Origin of the sequence: Campylobacter magnus (assembly GCF_028649595.1) — a bacterium.
GTDB lineage: Bacteria > Campylobacterota > Campylobacteria > Campylobacterales > Campylobacteraceae > Campylobacter > Campylobacter magnus.
In genome coordinates, this window is the sequence record NZ_JAQSLK010000009.1 from 23,210 (window position 1) to 41,285 (window position 18,076).

Here is an 18,076-nt window from a genome sequence, read left to right on the forward strand (position 1 = left end):
TATTTCATATTTTATCAAATTCTGGAACAGATATTGCTTATGCATAAAACAAAGCAAAAATACTAAGGAAAGCAAAAAGTTAGAACAGAATTGCTTATAACTTAGCTAGACTAAAAAAATTGAGCCTAAGGCTCACTAAGAAGGGGAAAAACAATGGCTTTTCGTATTAACACTAATATCACAGCGATGAACAACCACAACAACGCTCGTAAGACCGACGATAGACTAAACGCGTCTTTAGCTCACCTAAGCTCTGGTCTACGCATTAACAAAGCTGCTGATGATGCATCAGGTATGACTATCGCTGATAGTTTAAGATCACAAGCAAACTCTCTTAATCAAGCTATCGCAAACGGCAACGATGCTATCGGTATTGTTCAAACAGCAGATGGTGCGATGGAAGAGCAAATCCAAATCACAGATACAATCCGTGTAAAAGCTATCCAAGCAGCACAAGATGGTCAAAGCACTGATTCAAGAAAAGCACTTCAAGCTGACATTAGCCGCTTGCTAGAAGAGCTAGATAATATCGCTAAAACTACTAGCTTTAATGGCAAACAACTACTAAATGGTAACTTTAGCAATCAAAACTTCCAAATCGGTGCTTATAGCAATGAAACAGTTCAAATCAGCATAGGTGCAACTGAGAGTTCTAAGATTGGGCATACTAGGTTTGAGACTAGCCAAACGTTTGTTTATAGTAACTCAGGCGCATTATCAGCTAGAACAGTAGGCATAGAACTAAGCGGCATTGATGGTTTCCCTAATGGATATAAATTCCAAGATATAACTGGTACTGAGCTAGCAACTAACGGTTTTAAAGCTATTGTTGATCGTCTAAATGGTGTATCTGATACAACAGGCGTTAGAGCAAAGGTTACAAACTCTATTACCTTCTCAGGCATCATAGCTGATGGAACTGTAAAAGGCCTAGAAATCAACGGTGCAACAATCGGCGATATAGAGCTAAAAGCAGGTGATGGCAATGCCGTTCTAGCAAATGCAATAAACGCTGTAAAAGCTCAAACTGGAGTAGAGGCTACTGTAACTGATGGTAAACTAACTCTAACTGCTCGTGATGGTAGAGCCATGAATATTAAAACATTCTCTAAAACTGCTTCTGTAATGGGAGCTATAACTGGCAAATTCAGTGCTGGTAAGTCTATCCTAGGTAGCCTTTCTCTTGTAAGAGAAGATGCTAGAGATATAGTTATCGGCATAAAAGGTCTATCAGGTGGAGATCAAGTTCTTGGTGCATATGCTCTGGCAACTAAAGGTATGTCAACAGGTGTCCTAAACTCTGTGGCTCAAACAGCTACTGTAACTCTAGCTGATTTAAATACTGGAATTTTAACTGGTAAAGCTGCGGCTGCTATGGGCTACTTCCATGCTGGTCAGTTTTCTAGCTCACAATACTCAAGTGGCACTTACGCTGACCAACTAAGCGGTGTTACAACCTATGGTGGTGCGCAAGCGATGATTAGCGTGGCTGAATCAGCTCAAAAACAGCTTGATAGAATCCGCTCTGATATCGGCTCAGTTCAAAACCAAATCGTAGCTACTATAAATAATATTAGCACAACTAGGGTAAATGTAAAAGCAGCTGAGAGCCAAATCCGTGATGTAGACTTTGCTAGTGAAGCAAGTAACTTTAACAAATACAACCTACTAGCACAATCAGGCAGCTACGCTCTAAGCCAAGCAAATACCGTTCAGCAAAATGTCATGAGACTACTCCAGTAGGTCAAATAACATTTCTGTGAAAATGTTATGCGCTTGCTTCAATAATCTAGCATCATAGCCGCTGTAATCGTAAAATCATAACCTTAGACCAGGAATTCTAGAATTCTAAAATCTAGAATTCCTAGCCTTTTTTTATTTACCTTAGGAATTCTAGAATTCCGTCATTGCGGAAATTCCGTCATTGCGAGGAAGTAAAGCGACCGAAGCAATCTCTTAGAATTTACTACAAAAAATTTAAGGGAATTCTAGAATTCCCTAAAAAATCTAGAATTCCTAAGGATAAATTTAGAATTCCAAGAATAAATTTAGAATTCCTAGAGATTGCTTCGCTTCGCTCGCAATGACGAAAATTATAGAATTCATAGCCTTGTGTCATCCCCCAACTTGACCCTAGGATCTCATCACAAATAATCTAGAATTACTAGGGGTTTTTTGTGTTTATATCATTTAAGAATTCTAGAATTCCATATAGAGATCCCCCAAAGGGGTTTGACATGGTGCGCCTTGTTTAGCTTAGGAATTCTGGAATTCTAAATCTAGAATTCCTAGAGATTACTTCGCTCGCAATGACGAAAAATCTAGAATTCCCTAGCAAATTCTAAGGCTTTTTTAAAATCATCTTTGTAATTTATATTTAAAAAATCACGCTCAAACTCTACGCTAGTAGAGTGGCAAAGATTTAGAAGTTTGTGTATGGCTAGCTCGCCTGCTGCTATTTGCTCTCTTGCCTTAGCTGCTATGCTAGGGCGAAAAAATCCGCATAAAAAATGCTCTTTTTTGCTATCCTTTGCGTAGCAAATATCAAAGTCCTTTAAACTCTTAAAAAGCGTAAAAATCTCAGCCTCGCTAATAAATGGCATATCAGCTGGCAGTATAAAAACTGGCTTAGAAAAATTTTTATCAAGGCAAAAATTTTTATCAAGGCAAGCAAGAACAAAAATCGGCGCAAACTCGCTAAAATCATCAATGAGAAGTGGCAAGGGCACAGAGAACTTCGCAGTCTTAGCGCAGACTTTCACAGAGCCAAAAACACGGCTCAAACGCTCATATAAAAAATGCGTAATACTAGCAAAATCCCCAAAAGGCTCGGTGGTTTTATCACTGCCAAAACGGCTGCTTTTACCACCGGCTAAAATAAGAGCATTATAGTTTTTTAAATTCATATTTGGCATTTGGCGCAAAAAATAGCCCTGTTGTGCCCTTCAGCGTGCTATCAAGCTCAAAAGTAGCTTCAATGCCATCTATCAGAGCCTTTGCGCCGTTTTTTAGCTTTGAAGCCATAGCAAACATCGCTGAGCCTTTTAGTGCTACTTGTTCTGCTGGCAGACAAAACACGCTAGCACCGTTAAAATCAGCTCCATCTTCTAGCTCGCTCATTTTAAGAGGGGCGTTTAGTTCATAAGGCTTGCCGTTTATACCGATCACGCAAAAGCCAAATTTTTTGCTAAGGGCACCCAGCATAAAAGCGATATTTGCGCTGTTTGCGCCGCTAAAGTTTTCAGGTGCTACGATGATGCCATCACAAGAGCTAAAAAACTCGCAAAGCGTCTGTATTTCTTCTTCGCTAGCATTGCTCTCACCGCTTAGATAGCCCTGGTCTATTTCAGGGAATTCTATCTCAGGGAATTCTAAAACTCTAGCGCAAACCAAGGCTAAAACAAAGCCCAAAGTATCTATCTCATACTTTAAAAAATGATGATTTTTAATAGCACTAAAAAGCACCTCATCATCTAGTGGAGATACCACAAAAACCTCATCGTCCTTGTGTCTAGCTATAAACTTGCTTGTTTGTGCGCTAAGAAGCGTCGCAAAAGATAGTATTTTCATTTTTCTGCCTTATCACTTAGTAAAATTGCTATAAACTTAAAGTTTTTGCTCTCATCTAGGGCTAGTTTTATACTCATAGTCAGTGGAACTGCCAAAAACATACCGCCCACGCCTAGCAAAAAGCCCCAAAAAATCAAGCTTAGCACCACAGCAAGTGCTGATATGCCAAGCCCACTGCCAAGAAACTTTGGTTCTATAAAATTGCCTATTGCTATGTTTATTACTAGATAATACACGCTTAGCCACAGCGCAGATATAGGCTCTCCTGTAAGCAGTGCTAGCAAAATCGCAGGCACAGCCGCAATAGTGCTACCAACTGTCGGTATATAGTTAAAAGCAAAGGCTATTAGAGCAAGTAGCAGTGCATAAGGAACAGAAAAATAATAAAGCGCAGGCAGTAAGATAACAGCAGTACCTATTGATGAGATTGTTTTTATTAGCACATAGCGTTTTAGCTTTGAGGCGAAGTTATCCATCACAGAGCTAGTCCTGCTGCCAAGTAGCTCGATTTTTTGTGAGAAAATCGGTGCCTCAAAGCTCATAAATACAACCAAAAGCAGCACCAAAAAGCTCTTTGTTAGCACCTCGCTAGTGCCTTTTGCCACAGCACCTGCTGAGCTAAAAATGCGCTCCAAATTGTCCTTTAAAAGCCCACCAGTCTCAAAAGAAATCCCATGAGCATCCAGCCACGCAATACTAGCGTTTATCACAGCATTTAGCTTTTGTTCATAAAGTGGCAAGTCGCGAGCTAGACTGCTGCCAGCATCAGCTATAATAGCACCAAAAAGATAAAAAATATAGCCAAAAAGCCCCATGAGAACCACAAGCGCAATACCCCTAGGCACTCTGCGCTTCATAAGAAGGCTCATAAGCGGCGAGACCGCAACAGTGATGAAAATAGCTAGCAAAAACGGCACAACGATAGAACTAGCAAGGCTGATACCAGCACAAGCTATAACAAAAGCCGCAAAGGTAATAATCTCTCTCATAGGGCTAATTTTAGCAGATTTTTTTTAATTTATAAGCAAATTTGAAACTAAATTTGCTTATAATCTAGCAAAATAATCAAAGGATAACAGATGAGTAACGAAGAGTTTTCGCAAATAATAGTAGCTCTAACTAAAAAAGATAAAAAGCTTTTATCAACATTTGAAAAAAATCTTTTGGGCGTGGCTTACTACCTGGCACCACTTGCTAAAAGGCTAATAGAGCTTGGTGGCAACAAAAGCTTTAATGTCTATGCTGGCTCTAACCCACTAGATATAAACATAATAGCCGCTGATGGCTCAAAGTATATGTATGAAAATCCTTTAAAAGACACTCAAAATCAGCTTGAAAGCTTTGAAAAAGCTTATTCTCGCTATGGCTCGCTTTTTATTTATGGGCTTGGAAATGGCGTGCTTTTAAAAGGAATTTTACAAAACCAAACTCATAAGACTATAGTTGTATTTGAGCCAGAAATTGAGATTATTTATATAGTTTTTCATCTTTTTGATTTTAGTAAAGAGCTTCTTAGCTCTCGCTTAGTTATAGCTAGCAGTGAGCTATTTACTCCCACTCATTACTGTGTTATATCGCAGATGGAAGATGTGTTAAACCACGCTAGAGTATATAATCTATATATAAACTGCTCTTTTTATGATGCTTACCACGCTGATATGTGCAAAATAAATGAAAATATAACAAGCGTCTTTACGCACTGCTTAAAAGTAATAGGCAACGATAGCACAGATGCACTAATAGGCATAAACCACACAACAGCTCATATCCCAGATATGATAGAGTCTATACCTTTAAAAAACATAATAAATCAAAGAACTAAAAAAACCAAAACCGCTATCATAGTCTCAACTGGACCTAGTCTAAATAAACAACTAGAGCTTTTAAAACAAGCCCAAAACCACGCTACTATAATAAGCGTAGATTCTAGCTATCCTATACTAAAAGCTCATGGCATAAAGCCTGATTATGTAACATCAATTGAAAGAGTGGAGTGGACAAGTGAGTTTTTTAATTCAGAGCCTAGCGAGTTTGATAAAGATATTATTTTTCTAACAGCTACTCTAACTCATCCTACCACGGTAAAATATCTAAAAGGTAGAAATGCTGCTTATATCCTTAGACCTTTGTCTTATGAACTTGGCTTTGAGGATAATGACTTTGGCTACATAGGCGGTGGGCAATCAGCTGCTCATTTATCTTTTGATATAGCTGTAGCCTTAGAGCATGAAAGAATTATATTTATAGGTCAAGACCTAGCTTATGGCGAGGGCAGAAGCTCTCATGCCAAAGGACATATCTTTTCTGGCAATAGTGATAAAAAGAAAGAATCAAAATACACCATAGCTTATGGCGGAGAGGGCATGGCTGAGACTATGGAGGTGTGGAATATTTTTAGAGAGTTTTTTGAACATATTATAGCTATAGTACAACGTAAAAACCAAAACCTACTTATCTATAACTGCACCGAAGGTGGTGCTAGGATAGCAGGAACTATAGAAAAGCCCTTTAAAGCTGTGCTAGAAGAGGTCTTTGATGAGATAAAGCCTAGCATGCCACTACCAACTAAGCTAAATGAAGCCCAACAAAAAGCCAAGCTAAAAAGATACAAAAAGCATATACAAAAAATCATAGCTTTTGGCAAAGAATTACAAGATAAATGCGAAAAGCTATTTTTAGAACTAGCAAAGCAAGTTGAACTAGCAAAAGAGTTAAAAGAACAAGGTAAAGATGAGCAAATAGACTTTGGCAGCCTACAAAAAATCTCAGCCAAACTAGACAAGCTAAAAGAGCTTTTTGAAGATAAGCTATTTAGGGATACTTATTATACTATTACTTCTAGTTTTATCCACAATCAAGAACTAGAACTTACCACTATAAAAGTCCGCCCAAGCAATAACGATGAAGAGAAAAAAGAAAAGCTCTTAGAGTGGGTAAGCGTCCATGGACACTGGCTATTTAGCATAGCTGGCATGATATCTGTAATGAGAGAAAATCTAGAAAAATCATCCCTCTGGCTAAAATAGGAATTCTAGAATTCCATAAACCAAAAAAGGATAAAAAATGACAGAACAAGAATTCTCACGCCAAATAGAAGCAATAGCAAAGAAAAAAGGTACGATATCAAAGTTTGAAAAAAACCTGCTAGCAGTAGCTATTTACTCAGCCCCGCTAGCCAAAAAGCTACTTGAAATTAATACAAACAAACGCTTTAATCTCTACACAGGCAAAGACCCCATAGATATAAATATAATAGCCGCTGATGGCTCACGCTATATGTATGAAAATCCAGTTAGCGATGTAGAAAAACAGCTTGAAAGCTTTGAAAAAGAGTATTCTGGCTACAAAGCTCTTTTTATCTACGGACTTGGAAATGGCGTGCTTTTAAAAGGAATTTTAGGCAACCTAGCTCATAGCACTACAGTAGTGTTTGAACCAGAAATTGAGATTATTTATGTAGTTTTACATTTGATTGATTTTAGTGCTGAGATTACGGGCTCTCGCTTAGTTATTTTTCAAACAGATATAATGGAGTTTATGGACTACTATAACATAGTAGGGCTAAAAGATGTGCTATCTTGTGCTAGGCTTTATAGTCTTTTTGTCTCTTCGCCTTTTTATGAGCGTTACACTAGCGACATGAGCCTAATCAACGAGAATATGACAAAAGCCTTCATGCAATACCTTAGAATCGCTGGCAACAACGGCGTAGACTCAATGATAGGCGTAAATCACACCACGCTACATATCCCAGATATGCTAGAAGGAATTCCACTAAGCCATATCAAAAAACAAAGAAGCAAAAAAACCAAAACCGCTATCATAGTCTCAACAGGCCCAAGCCTAGACAAACAGCTAGAACTGCTGAGAATTGCACAATCTCACGCCACCATAATCAGCGTAGATGCAAGCTACTCTATACTAAAAGCTCGCGGCATAAAGCCTGATTTTGTTACTACAATGGAGCGAGCGGAACTAACAGCTGAGTTTTTTAACTCAGCTGTTAGTGCTTTTGATGATGAGATTATATTTTGCGCTACAACTCTTACGCACCCAAATACAGTAAAGTATCTAAAAGACAGAAACTCTAGCTACATCTTTCGTCCTTTACCTTATGAAGAAGGCTTTGATGATGAGGACTTTGGCTATCTTTGTGATGGGCCATCGGCTGCGCATTTGGCTTTTGATTTAGCCGCGTATTTAGAACACGAAAAAATCATTTTCATAGGACAAGACCTAGCTTACGGAAAAAACAGAAGCACGCACGCAGTAGGCCACACAGCCACCTTAGCTAGTCAAAAAGACAAAATGCAAAAGACAGAATATGCCCCAGCTTATGGCGGTGATGGTATGGTAGAGACCATGATGGTGTGGAATCTTTTTAGGCAGTATTTTGAGGCTATGGTAAGCAAAATCAAATCCGCAGATGAAAATATACAAGTCTACAACTGCACCGAAGGCGGTGCTAGGATAGCAGGAACCATAGAAGTACCTTTTAAAGAAATCTTAGAAAAAGAAGTTTTAACTGAGATAAAACCGCATTTTTCTTTGCCAAAAAAGTTAAATGATAGACAAAAAGAAGCCAAATATAAAAAATATTCAAAGCATATAAAATCTGTTTTAAGATACGGAGAAAAATTACAAAAAAAATGTGAAAAGCTGTTTTTAAAACTAGCAAAGCAAATAGAACTAGCTAAAAAACTAAAAGCTCAGGGAAAAAATGACAAAATCAACTACGAAAAGCTAAAAGATCTAGCCTTGGAAATTGATGATTTTAAACTTGGTTTAGATGATAAAGTATTTGCAAGCTCGTATTATGCTGTGCTAAATAGCTACATCCAACACCAAGAACTAGAACTAACAGCCATCATGGCACGCCCTAGCGATACTGACGAAGAGAAAAAAGAAAAGCTCTTTCTTTGGGTTAGCGTCCATGGTGCTTGGCTATTTAACATAGCAGGCGGTATCTCAGTAATGAGAGAAAATATAGAAAAGAGCTCACAAAAGTGGCTAAGGTGATTTTTTCTTGATTTTTTTCTAGGGAATTCTAGAATTCCTAGGCTAAAATCTAGAATTTCCAAGCCTTGTGTCATCCCCTGACTTGATCGGGGGATCTCATCACAAATAATCTAGAATTCCCTATAGAGATCCTCGAGTCAAGCCCGAGGATGACATAGTACGCCTTGTTTAGCTAAGGAATTCTAGAATTCCTTAGCTAAATTTTAGAATTCCTTAGAAAAATTCTAGAATTCCTAGATAATTTTTCAAAAACACTAAAGTTTTTAAGAATACTTACGATATACTTCATGCAAATCGGCAAGGATGCCACGGTTTGCTCTCATAGATTTATCACCCCAAAGAGCTAGGCAAAAAGCCTAGCTACTTTAAGGACTTGCCCGGGTAACAAAAGCAAGTTAAATCTAATGAAAATCCGGACGACCCGTCCGTTAAGAGCAAATCTGGGAGTGATGAACCCAAAATAAATCTAGGCTTTTAGCCAAAAACAAAGGAGAAAACAATGGCTTTTCGTATTAACACTAACATCACAGCGCTTAACAACCACAACAACGCTAGAAAAACTGATGATAGACTAAACGCCTCTTTAACTCACCTAAGCTCAGGTCTACGCATCAACAAAGCTGCTGATGATGCATCAGGTATGACTATTGCTGATAGTCTAAAATCACAAGCAAACTCTCTTGGCCAAGCCATAGCAAATGGTAACGATGCTATCGGTATGGTTCAAACAGCAGATGGTGCGATGGACGAACAACTCCAAATAATAGATACCATCCGCACAAAAGCTATCCAAGCAGCCCAAGATGGTCAAAGCACTGATTCAAGAAAAGCACTTCAAGCTGACATCAGCCGTCTAATGGAAGAGCTAGATAATATCGCTAAAACTACTAGCTTTAATGGCAAACAACTACTAAATGGAAATTTCTCTAATCAAAACTTCCAAATCGGTGCTTATAGCAATGAAACAGTTCAAATCAGCATAGGCGCAACTGAGAGTTCTAAGATTGGGCATACTAGGTTTGAGACTAGCCAAGCGTTTGTTTATAGTAACTCAGGCGCATTATCAGCTCAAACAGTAAAATTAGAACTAAGCGGTATTGATGGTTTTCCTAATGGATATAAATTCCAAGATATAACTGGTACTGAGCTAGCAACTAACGGCTTTAAAGCTATTGTTGATCGTCTAAATGGTGTATCTGATACAACAGGCGTTAGAGCAAAGGTTACAAATGCTATTACTTTCTCAGGCGTAATTGAAACTGGTACTATCAAAGGTCTAGAGATAAACGGCGCTAAAATCGGTGATCTAGAGCTAACAGCAGGTGATACAAATGCTGTTCTAGCAAACGCAATTAACGCTGTAAAAGCTCAAACTGGAGTAGAGGCTACTGTAACTGATGGTAAACTAACTCTAACTGCTCGTGATGGTAGAGCCATGAATATTAAAACATTCTCTAAAACTGCTTCTGTAATGGGAGCTATAACTGGCAAATTCAGTGCTGGTAAGTCTATCCTAGGTAGCCTTTCTCTTGTAAGAGAAGATGCTAGAGATATAGTTATCGGCATAAAAGGTCTATCAGGTGGAGATCAAGTTCTTGGTGCATATGCTCTGGCAACTAAAGGTATGTCAACAGGTGTCCTAAACTCTGTGGCTCAAACAGCTACTGTAACTCTAGCTGATTTAAATACTGGAATTTTAACTGGTAAAGCTGCGGCTGCTATGGGCTACTTCCATGCTGGTCAGTTTTCTAGCTCACAATACTCAAGTGGCACTTACGCTGACCAACTAAGCGGTGTTACAACCTATGGTGGTGCACAAGCTATGATTAGCGTAGCTGAATCAGCTCAAAAACAACTTGATAGAATCCGTTCTGATATCGGCTCTGTTCAAAACCAGATCGTAGCTACTATAAATAATATTAGCACTACGCAAGTAAACGTAAAAGCAGCTGAGAGCCAAATCCGTGATGTGGACTTCGCTAGTGAAGCAAGTAACTTTAACAAATACAACCTACTAGCACAATCAGGCAGCTACGCTCTAAGCCAAGCAAATACAATACAACAGAATGTTATGAGACTACTCCAGTAGTTTAGCGCAGGCATCATAGCTGATGTAAGCGTAAAATCATAACCTTAGGCTAGGAATTCTAGAATTCTAAAATCTAGAATTCCTAGCCTTTTTTTATTTACCTTAGGAATTCTAGAATTCCGTCATTGCGGAAATTCCGTCATTGTGAGAAGTGAGTGAAACGAACGACGAAGCAATCTCGTTCAAAATTCCCTACAAAACATTCAATGGAATTCTAGAATTCCATATAGAGATCCTCGGATCAAGCCCGAGGATGACATAGTAGAGAATTCTATATTTTAGCGGGGTTTTAGGGGCGGCAGCCCCTAAGGGTTTAGGACGTAGCCCTTATAAAATTTGCGAGCTAGGCTAGATTTATCTAGCCTAAAAGCGAGCAAAAATCTAAAATTCCTAAGGATAAATTTATAATTCCTAGAGATTGCTTCGCTTCACCCCTCAATGACGAAAATTCTAGAATTCCTAGCCTTTTTTAGACCTGAGTTTTTTTGGCTATCCACCGCAAACTGGTGGCAATACAAAAAGAGTATCGCCGTCCTTTAAAGGCGTATTTAGATCCGTTATTATTTCATCATTTAAGCTTATAGCGCAGTCTTTTAGCCAGCCTGCCAGTCTTTCATCTTTGCTTAAAGTTTCTTTAAGCTCGCTTAGATTAGCGCAGTCATACTCGCACTCGCCAAGAGCCGATAAAGGCCCCAAAAAACATACTTTTATCATATTTTTACCCCCACAGTATTATAATCTACATAATTTACAAAGGCCCCGCTTACTACCTTGATATTTGAGCGTTTGGTAAAATCTACCTGAAATGACCCACGAGTATGCCCGCTAAAAAGCACACACATACGGCTCGCAAACGCTATTATTTCATCATTTAGCTTTTGTTTGTTGCTTTTTATGATGACATGCGCGCCCTTATAGCCTTGAAGGTGAAACCACACATCATCTTTTTTAGCATTTTCTAAAAGCCAAGCATTGCCTTTTTCGTTTTTGCCCACGCTGATTTTATACTCGCCTTTGTAAAAATCCTCGCAAAAGTCGCTGTGGACGCTTTTTTTAGCTACTCTTTTTTTAGGTGCTAAAACCTCTAAATTCTCAGCTTCACTCTCAGCTAAAATCGCAGTTTTAAGCCCTAGCAAAAAGTTCTTTTTCTCATTTAGATTTTGCTCTTCAAGGCTTATGTTAGCAGCCTTTTGGCGCAGTTTTTTAGCACTTTTAAAAAGCTCATCCAAGGCCTCTTTTGCAGGCTTATCGGTGCTAAAACTAAGCCCATCAAGAAAAAACTCACGCTCATAGTCTTTTATCTTAAATAAATTCGCTTTTAGAGCATTTGCCTTAGCAAAGTTTTTAGCACAAAGGCTTTCTATTTCTTCTTTCTTTGGCAATTTTTCTAGCAAAGCGTTAATATTTGCGATTTTTTTATCCACACTTGCGATTTTGCTTTGTTTTAGCGTGTTTAGGGCTTTGTTTTTTATGCGTCTTGCTTCACTATCAAAAAACTCGTAAAAGTCCTTTATTTCATCGCTTGGAGCTTCTTTTATTTCATGGAATTCTAGATTTGGTAGCACTTTGCCCACCACCACATCACGCTTTGTGTTTTTAAAAAGATGAAGTGCGCCCAAAACTACGCTATGCTCATCAGTTATAATCACATTTGTAAAACGGCCAGTAAACTCAAAAATAAGCTTGCTTTTTAGCTCTTTATACGAGCCTTGTTGCGTGATAGCAAACTCTAATATTCTATTATTTGGCAGGGTTTTTGCGCTAGTGATTTTGGCATTTGTAAGACGCTTTTTTGCTAGCACATCAAAAGGTGCTTTGTATTCTTTGTTTGTGCTCTTTTTTGCGCTATAAATGCTTGAATCACTTTTGCTCATATCAAAGCAAAGAGTAAAGGGCTTGGCATCTTTTTTGCCTTGGAATTCTAGATTTACACAAAGGTCGCTACTGCGCCAAATAGAGCTTATTTTATAGGCATTTTGTTCTAAAAAACTAGCAATTTGATTTAAAATAAAATATTTCATAGTCGCATTATATCAAAAATTTTTGTTATAATCACAAAAAAAAGGGCAAAAAATGAAGCTAGAAAACTACGGATTTAGCGCGCAAGACTTGGGCCTTGCAAAGAGCAAAATACAAAGCTTTAAAGCCAAAAAAGGCGAGGTTTTTTACAATGATTTTTGCTATGGATTTGTAAGCGTGCTAAGTGGCGAGCTAAAGGTCTATGCTAGTAGCGAAAATAGGGAAATCGCGCTTTTTAGCCTAAAAAGTGGCGATGAGTGCTTAGTTTGCGCTGATTGCCTTGATGCTTTTGGGTCTAGAGTTCGCATTGAAGTAGCTAGCGAGTGCGCCTTTGAGAGCTTGCCAGCAGGGCTTTTTAAAGACTTAAAGGCAAAATATCCGCTTTTTGCTAATCACATTTTATCGCTTTTAGCCGGGCGTTTTTACAGCAGCGTTTCTGTGCTAAGTGTGGCGCTTTTTGCGCCTTTAAAAGAGAGAATTTTAGATTTTTTGCGCCAAAACTCGCAAAATGGCGTTTGCACCTGCACTCACGCACAAATCGCAAGCGAGCTAGGTAGCGTAAGAGAGGCGATTTCAAGGGTGCTAAAAGAGCTAGAAAAAGCCGGTATCATACGCCAAAAACGCGGGGAAATCACACTTTTATAAAAATCTTTTGTAACATTATTACTGAAAATAACTTCTTAAATCCTTACAATTCGCTCACTTTAATTTCAAAAGGAGCAAAAAATGACATATTTAGACAAAAACTCTTTTAAGAGTGCTATTAGCAAGGGATTTTGCGTAGTTATCCTTGGTGCGCCTTGGTGTAAAGACTGCATTGCTTTAAAGCCTATTTTAGAGCGAGTTATCCCTGCTTATGCTGATAGAATTAACTTTTTTGGCGTGAGCATTGACGAGGCTGGTGAGCTAAAAGACAGCCTTAATGTGCGAAAAATCCCTACTATTATCTTTTATAAAGACGGCGCTCAGGTGCTTACTCGCCTTGTAGAGCCAAACTCGCAAGATACGCTAGAAAAAGCCTTTAATGAGCTTTTAAAAGTCTAGGGAATTCTAGAATTCCCTAGACTAGAATTCCCAAAGAGAATTCCCTAAACTAGAATTCCCTACAAACACAAAGGAGAAAAAATGTTAAGTAAAAATAAAAGAATTCTTCAAGCCTTGCTTGGAGTAGCACTCATCGCAGGATTGTTTTTTGTAAGCCCTTGGCTTAGTTTAATAGGCTTTGTGCCACTTCTAGTAGGCATTACGGGCTTTTGTCCGGCTTGCTATTTTCTAAACCGCTGCTCGCTGCCAAAGCGCTAAGGAGAAAAAATGAAATATTCTAAAATTTCAGTTATTTTACACTGGCTTAGCGTGCCGCTTTTAGCGTTTTTGTTGCTTAGTGGGACTTTTGTTTTATCAAACATTCCAAATACGCTAGAAAAACTGCCAAATATCAAGCTTCATAGCATTTTAGGCTTTGTGGCGCTAATTCTAAGCTTGCTTAGAGTGTATTTTTTGCTAAAAAGCAGACCGCAAACCCCTGCTATGAGCAAAGCACGGGCCTTTTTATTTCACGCAAATCACATAGCCATTTATCTTTGCGTGGTGCTAATAGCTTGTAGTGGTATCGCGCTAAATCTACAATCTGGCGTGGCTGGGGCGATTATGAGCGGGGCAAATGATTTTAGCATGTATGAAAATATGAGCGAGTATCTTTGTGGCTATATTCATAGAATTCTTACAAAGATTTTGCCTTTGCTTATTGTTATGCATGTGCTTGGCGTGTTTAGCTATATGATAGCTAATAAAACAAATATAATTAAGCGAATGTGGTTTTAAGGGGGATTTATGTGTAGATTTGCTTTTTGGGATAAGACTATTAGGCTGGTTTTGGGCTCGGCTTTGATTTATTTTTTTGGCTTTATTTGTGAGAGCTGGTGGTGGCTTTTTGGTGCGTGGCTTGTGATAACTGCTGTGTATGGATGCCCACTGTATCGCTATTTGCCGTGGTTTAAGGATAAATGTAGAAATAACTAGAATTCTAGAATTCCCAGCCAAAAAAGTGGAATTCCACAAGCCCTGACTTTATCCTCCTTTCTCAGGGCTTTTGGAATTCTAAAATTTAAAAGGATAAAAATGAGTAGAATTAAAGAGTTTCCTATAATGTTTTTTGCTGTTATTATGGGCTTTGGTGGGCTTAGCGTAGCAGTTTTAAAGCTTGGATTTGATGAAAATATTTTTCTAGCACTAAGGGCACTTAGCACCTTGCTTTTTGCCCTTATTTGCGTGCTTTATGCTATCAAAATCGTAGCATTTAACGCTGAGTTTAAAAAAGAGTTAAACCACCCTATTAGGCTAAATTTTTTCGCCGCATTTAGCATTTCGCTACTGCTACTAGCGATGATTTATGAAGGCAGCGTGGCTACTTGGCTGTTTTATGCTGGGGTGATAGCACAAAGCTATATCACGCTTTTTGTGCTTCGTGCGTGGGTAGAGCGTGATATTAACATCACTCATAGCAATCCAGCGTGGTTTATCCCAGTAGTTGGCAATCTGCTCGTGCCTATTGCTAGCCCTGAGCTAGCGCCGTGGCTGTGGTTTTACTTTGGCTTTGGCTTGTTTTTTTATATGGCGCTATTTTCGGTGCTGTTTTATAGACTGATTTTTCATCCACAACTGCCAAGTAAGTTTATGCCTACGCTTTTTATTTTTATAGCGCCGCCTAGCATTGCGTTTTTGGACTTTGTTAGGCTTAGTGGCTTTGGGGCTTTTGCTTATATTTTGCTTAGTGTGGCGGTGTTTTTTGCGGTTTTGCTTGTGTTTATGTGGCGAAATTTCATAGGCTTAAAGTTCTTTTTGTCGTGGTGGGCTTTTAGCTTTCCTTTGGCTGCGCTTTGTGTGGCACTACATAAGGCTGGCGAGCTAGATTTTAGCTTGGGGTTTGCTGCTTATGTAGTTTTTGCCTTGCTGTGCTTGGTTGTGATAGTAAATTCATTTTTTACGCTAAGGGCTATTATAAATAAGCAAATTTGCGTGGCTGAGTAGGGGGCAAGATGAGTTTGATGATAGTTTTTGAGGGCTCTCGCACGGCTTGCTATGATAGTGGCGAGTTTGTAGGCGAGTGTGCTTTTGTAGAAAATGACGGAAAATGGGAGCTAAATCGCACCTTTGTCAAAAAAGCCACGAGGGCAGAGGTATAGCAAAAATGCTGCTTAACGAGTTGCTTGATAACGCTCGCAAACAGGGCATAAAAATCATCCCTACTTGCTCATATGTCGCAAAAGTGATGAAAAATGATAGCTACGCTGATTTGCTATAAGCTAAGCAACTCTAGAATTCCCTAAACTCGCGCAGTGTTTTTGGCTTGCGGCAGCTGTAAAAAACTAGGGAATTCTAGATTTTTAAGTGCCTTTTGCTGGTGATTTGATGCATAAAAATCATTATATCAAAAATTTTCGCTATAATAACGCAAATTTAATCACAAGGATAAAAAATGGCACAAACAATCACAGAAAAAATATTTAGCGAGCATGTGGGTCGTGAAGTACGAGCAGGACAGATAATAGAGAGCGAAATTGATATGACAATCGGCAATGACATCACAACGCCGATTTCAATCCGTGCTTTTAAAGAAAGTGGCGCAAAGGCTCTTGCTAAGCCTGAAAACTTCGCAATTGTCATGGATCACTACATCCCAGCTAAAGACATAATGAGCGCAAATCAGGCAAAAATCAGCCGTGATTTTGCCGCCGAGCACGATCTAAAATACTTTTTTGATGAAAAAGACATGGGAATTGAGCATGCCCTAATCCCTGAAAAAGGCCTAGTAAGCCCAGGCGATGTGGTAATCGGCGCTGACTCGCACACCTGTACTCATGGAGCTCTCGGGCTATTTAGCACCGGTATGGGTAGCACGGATCTAGCATACGCAATGATTACTGGCAAAAACTGGTTTAAAGTCCCAGCTACTATAAAGGTAGATTTTAAAGGCAAGCCAGGCGAGCATATTTACGGCAAGGATCTCATCCTTGAAATCATCCGCCAAATAGGAGTCGATGGTGCGCTATATCAAGCGCTAGAATTTACTGGTGAGGCGATGAGCCACATTGATATGGATGGACGTTTTAGCCTTTGTAACATGGCAATAGAAGCTGGAGGCAAAAACGGAATAATCGCCGTCGATGAGATAACAAAAGAGTTTTTAAGTGACAAAAACTTAGCTCGCGCACCACGCCTACATTACAGCGATGAGGGCGCAAACTACGCAAGAGTGCTAGAAATCGATGTTAGCAAGCTTGATCCAGTGATCGCTTATCCATTTTTGCCAAGCAATGGAAAAAGCGTAAAACAAGCTCAAAAAGATGATATAAAAATAGATCAAGCCTTCATCGGCAGCTGCACAAACGGTCGCTTGGGCGACCTGCGAATAGCAGCTAAAATCCTAAAAGGCAAACGAGTAGCCAAACACACAAGGCTAATCATCACCCCAGCCACTAGCAAAATCGCCCTACAAGCGCAAAAAGAAGGATTAATGGATATTTTCGCAGAGGCTGGCGCAGTGGTAAGCAACCCAACTTGCGGAGCCTGCCTTGGCGGATATATGGGAATTCTAGCTGCTAAAGAGCGCTGCATTTCAACCTCAAACCGCAACTTCGTAGGCCGCATGGGCGATCCTACAAGCGAAGTTTATCTAGCAAACTCAGCAGTGGTTGCAGCCAGCGCAATCGCCGGCAAAATTGTAGATCCTAGGGATTTGTAAGTATATTTGTTATACAACTCTTAGTGGTAGGGTTGAAGCTTTATTGTGGAATTCTAGAATTCCCAAACTAAAATTCCTACTTAAATTTACTAGGAATTCTAGTTTTCTAGCTAAACCAACTCGCTTGGCAGCTAGTTTTATGGGGGTCAGGGGGCATCTTTTAGGAATTCTAAAATTCCCAACCACTTTTGTCATTGTCCGACCCCTCCGGACAATCTCTATAAAAATTATTTGCCTTGACCACTAGTTTGTCATCTCCCAATCCCTTCGGGGGATCTCATCACAAAGAATTCTAGAATTCTACATAGAGATCCCCCAGTCAAGCTGAGGGATGACATAGTAGGGAATTCTAAAAATTCCTAAGCTAAAAAATACCCCCTAACCCACAAAAAGCCTAGGAATTCTAGAATTCCCAAAGAGAATTCCTACTTAGACTTACTAGAAATTCTAGATTTTCTAGCTAAATTTAAGCTAGGAATTCTAGATTTTTCTAAATTTAGAATTCCTAGGACTAAATCTAGAATTCCTAAACTAGAATTCCCAATCTAGAATTCCCAGCAGAACACAGCAAGCTTACTTTACAATAATCTCATCTTTGATATTATTGTAAATACCCTCACCTATGCCTTTTACCTTTT

Annotated in this window: 18 protein-coding genes; 13 read left to right on the forward strand and 5 right to left on the reverse strand. The window is 39.1% G+C overall.

Annotated features, from left to right (window positions below):
* The first annotated feature begins 153 nt into the window (after positions 1–153).
* Positions 154–1,743, forward strand: a complete 1,590-nt coding sequence (locus PTQ34_RS08585) for a flagellin B (protein ID WP_273933177.1) — start codon at positions 154–156, stop codon at positions 1,741–1,743.
* A 578-nt stretch (positions 1,744–2,321) separates the two neighbouring features.
* On the opposite strand, the gene mobA is transcribed toward PTQ34_RS08585, so the two are convergent.
* The 3 genes from mobA to PTQ34_RS08600 are packed head-to-tail and all read right to left on the reverse strand — an operon-like array spanning position 2,322 to position 4,559.
* Complete coding sequence (mobA, locus tag PTQ34_RS08590) at positions 2,322–2,906, reverse strand: molybdenum cofactor guanylyltransferase (protein WP_273933178.1); 585 nt, start codon at positions 2,904–2,906, stop codon at positions 2,322–2,324.
* The gene (locus PTQ34_RS08595) at positions 2,887–3,570 is read right to left on the reverse strand and encodes a hypothetical protein (protein WP_273933180.1); all 684 of its coding nucleotides are present in this window, start codon (positions 3,568–3,570) and stop codon (positions 2,887–2,889) included. The genes mobA and PTQ34_RS08595 overlap by 20 nt, the downstream gene beginning before the upstream one ends.
* Positions 3,567–4,559 (reverse strand): AI-2E family transporter, encoded by a 993-nt coding sequence (locus tag PTQ34_RS08600; RefSeq protein WP_273933182.1) that lies wholly within the window; start codon positions 4,557–4,559, stop codon positions 3,567–3,569. The genes PTQ34_RS08595 and PTQ34_RS08600 overlap by 4 nt, the downstream gene beginning before the upstream one ends.
* A gap of 90 nt (positions 4,560–4,649) precedes the next feature.
* Between PTQ34_RS08600 and PTQ34_RS08605 the strand changes: the two genes are divergently transcribed.
* From PTQ34_RS08605 to PTQ34_RS08615, 3 genes are all read left to right on the forward strand, one after another.
* Entirely contained in the window at positions 4,650–6,596 is a 1,947-nt protein-coding gene (locus tag PTQ34_RS08605) for a motility associated factor glycosyltransferase family protein (protein WP_273933183.1), read from the forward strand.
* A 37-nt stretch (positions 6,597–6,633) separates the two neighbouring features.
* Positions 6,634–8,589, forward strand: coding sequence for a motility associated factor glycosyltransferase family protein (locus PTQ34_RS08610; RefSeq protein WP_273933184.1), 1,956 nt, complete (start codon positions 6,634–6,636; stop codon positions 8,587–8,589).
* A gap of 499 nt (positions 8,590–9,088) precedes the next feature.
* Positions 9,089–10,678, forward strand: coding sequence for a flagellin B (locus PTQ34_RS08615; RefSeq protein ID WP_273933185.1), 1,590 nt, complete (start codon positions 9,089–9,091; stop codon positions 10,676–10,678).
* A 489-nt stretch (positions 10,679–11,167) separates the two neighbouring features.
* Here the strand turns inward: PTQ34_RS08615 and PTQ34_RS08620 are convergent, their stop codons facing one another.
* Positions 11,168–11,392 (reverse strand): MoaD/ThiS family protein, encoded by a 225-nt coding sequence (locus tag PTQ34_RS08620; protein ID WP_273933186.1) that lies wholly within the window; start codon positions 11,390–11,392, stop codon positions 11,168–11,170.
* Entirely contained in the window at positions 11,389–12,699 is a 1,311-nt protein-coding gene (locus PTQ34_RS08625) for an NFACT family protein (RefSeq protein ID WP_273933187.1), read from the reverse strand. Before PTQ34_RS08625 ends, PTQ34_RS08620 begins: the two co-directional genes overlap by 4 nt.
* A gap of 52 nt (positions 12,700–12,751) precedes the next feature.
* Between PTQ34_RS08625 and PTQ34_RS08630 the strand changes: the two genes are divergently transcribed.
* The 9 genes from PTQ34_RS08630 (at position 12,752) to leuC (ending at position 17,438) form a co-directional block, all read left to right on the forward strand.
* Positions 12,752–13,342, forward strand: coding sequence for a Crp/Fnr family transcriptional regulator (locus PTQ34_RS08630; RefSeq protein WP_273933188.1), 591 nt, complete (start codon positions 12,752–12,754; stop codon positions 13,340–13,342).
* An 81-nt stretch (positions 13,343–13,423) separates the two neighbouring features.
* The gene (locus PTQ34_RS08635) at positions 13,424–13,741 is read left to right on the forward strand and encodes a thioredoxin family protein (RefSeq protein ID WP_273933189.1); all 318 of its coding nucleotides are present in this window, start codon (positions 13,424–13,426) and stop codon (positions 13,739–13,741) included.
* 81 nt (positions 13,742–13,822) lie between these two features.
* A complete protein-coding gene (locus PTQ34_RS08640; protein ID WP_273933190.1) occupies positions 13,823–13,999 on the forward strand; it encodes a YgaP family membrane protein in 177 nt (58 codons plus the stop codon).
* Between the two features lie 9 nt (positions 14,000–14,008).
* A complete protein-coding gene (locus PTQ34_RS08645; protein WP_273933191.1) occupies positions 14,009–14,518 on the forward strand; it encodes a cytochrome b in 510 nt (169 codons plus the stop codon).
* A 9-nt stretch (positions 14,519–14,527) separates the two neighbouring features.
* Complete coding sequence (locus PTQ34_RS08650) at positions 14,528–14,716, forward strand: YgaP family membrane protein (protein WP_273931147.1); 189 nt, start codon at positions 14,528–14,530, stop codon at positions 14,714–14,716.
* Between the two features lie 99 nt (positions 14,717–14,815).
* A complete protein-coding gene (locus tag PTQ34_RS08655) occupies positions 14,816–15,724 on the forward strand; it encodes an SLAC1 anion channel family protein (RefSeq protein ID WP_273933192.1) in 909 nt (302 codons plus the stop codon).
* 8 nt (positions 15,725–15,732) lie between these two features.
* Entirely contained in the window at positions 15,733–15,879 is a 147-nt protein-coding gene (locus tag PTQ34_RS08660) for a hypothetical protein (protein WP_273933193.1), read from the forward strand.
* On the forward strand, positions 15,828–15,998 hold the full coding sequence (locus PTQ34_RS08665; RefSeq protein ID WP_273933194.1) for a GNAT family N-acetyltransferase: 171 nt from the start codon (positions 15,828–15,830) through the stop codon (positions 15,996–15,998). Before PTQ34_RS08660 ends, PTQ34_RS08665 begins: the two co-directional genes overlap by 52 nt.
* Positions 15,999–16,172: 174 nt before the next feature.
* Positions 16,173–17,438, forward strand: a complete 1,266-nt coding sequence (gene leuC, locus PTQ34_RS08670; protein ID WP_273933196.1) for a 3-isopropylmalate dehydratase large subunit — start codon at positions 16,173–16,175, stop codon at positions 17,436–17,438.
* Positions 17,439–18,076 lie beyond the last annotated feature (638 nt).

What these genes read in the sequence shown, in the direction of transcription:
- PTQ34_RS08585 (WP_273933177.1), top strand. Translation starts at nt 154, where the DNA reads ATGGCTTTTCGTATTAACACTAATATCACAGCGATGAACAACCACAAC.
- mobA (WP_273933178.1), bottom strand. Translation starts at nt 2,906, where the DNA reads ATGAATTTAAAAAACTATAATGCTCTTATTTTAGCCGGTGGTAAAAGC.
- PTQ34_RS08595 (WP_273933180.1), bottom strand. Translation starts at nt 3,570, where the DNA reads ATGAAAATACTATCTTTTGCGACGCTTCTTAGCGCACAAACAAGCAAG.
- PTQ34_RS08600 (WP_273933182.1), bottom strand. Translation starts at nt 4,559, where the DNA reads ATGAGAGAGATTATTACCTTTGCGGCTTTTGTTATAGCTTGTGCTGGT.
- PTQ34_RS08605 (WP_273933183.1), top strand. Translation starts at nt 4,650, where the DNA reads ATGAGTAACGAAGAGTTTTCGCAAATAATAGTAGCTCTAACTAAAAAA.
- PTQ34_RS08610 (WP_273933184.1), top strand. Translation starts at nt 6,634, where the DNA reads ATGACAGAACAAGAATTCTCACGCCAAATAGAAGCAATAGCAAAGAAA.
- PTQ34_RS08615 (WP_273933185.1), top strand. Translation starts at nt 9,089, where the DNA reads ATGGCTTTTCGTATTAACACTAACATCACAGCGCTTAACAACCACAAC.
- PTQ34_RS08620 (WP_273933186.1), bottom strand. Translation starts at nt 11,392, where the DNA reads ATGATAAAAGTATGTTTTTTGGGGCCTTTATCGGCTCTTGGCGAGTGC.
- PTQ34_RS08625 (WP_273933187.1), bottom strand. Translation starts at nt 12,699, where the DNA reads ATGAAATATTTTATTTTAAATCAAATTGCTAGTTTTTTAGAACAAAAT.
- PTQ34_RS08630 (WP_273933188.1), top strand. Translation starts at nt 12,752, where the DNA reads ATGAAGCTAGAAAACTACGGATTTAGCGCGCAAGACTTGGGCCTTGCA.
- PTQ34_RS08635 (WP_273933189.1), top strand. Translation starts at nt 13,424, where the DNA reads ATGACATATTTAGACAAAAACTCTTTTAAGAGTGCTATTAGCAAGGGA.
- PTQ34_RS08640 (WP_273933190.1), top strand. Translation starts at nt 13,823, where the DNA reads ATGTTAAGTAAAAATAAAAGAATTCTTCAAGCCTTGCTTGGAGTAGCA.
- PTQ34_RS08645 (WP_273933191.1), top strand. Translation starts at nt 14,009, where the DNA reads ATGAAATATTCTAAAATTTCAGTTATTTTACACTGGCTTAGCGTGCCG.
- PTQ34_RS08650 (WP_273931147.1), top strand. Translation starts at nt 14,528, where the DNA reads ATGTGTAGATTTGCTTTTTGGGATAAGACTATTAGGCTGGTTTTGGGC.
- PTQ34_RS08655 (WP_273933192.1), top strand. Translation starts at nt 14,816, where the DNA reads ATGAGTAGAATTAAAGAGTTTCCTATAATGTTTTTTGCTGTTATTATG.
- PTQ34_RS08660 (WP_273933193.1), top strand. Translation starts at nt 15,733, where the DNA reads ATGAGTTTGATGATAGTTTTTGAGGGCTCTCGCACGGCTTGCTATGAT.
- PTQ34_RS08665 (WP_273933194.1), top strand. Translation starts at nt 15,828, where the DNA reads ATGGGAGCTAAATCGCACCTTTGTCAAAAAAGCCACGAGGGCAGAGGT.
- leuC (WP_273933196.1), top strand. Translation starts at nt 16,173, where the DNA reads ATGGCACAAACAATCACAGAAAAAATATTTAGCGAGCATGTGGGTCGT.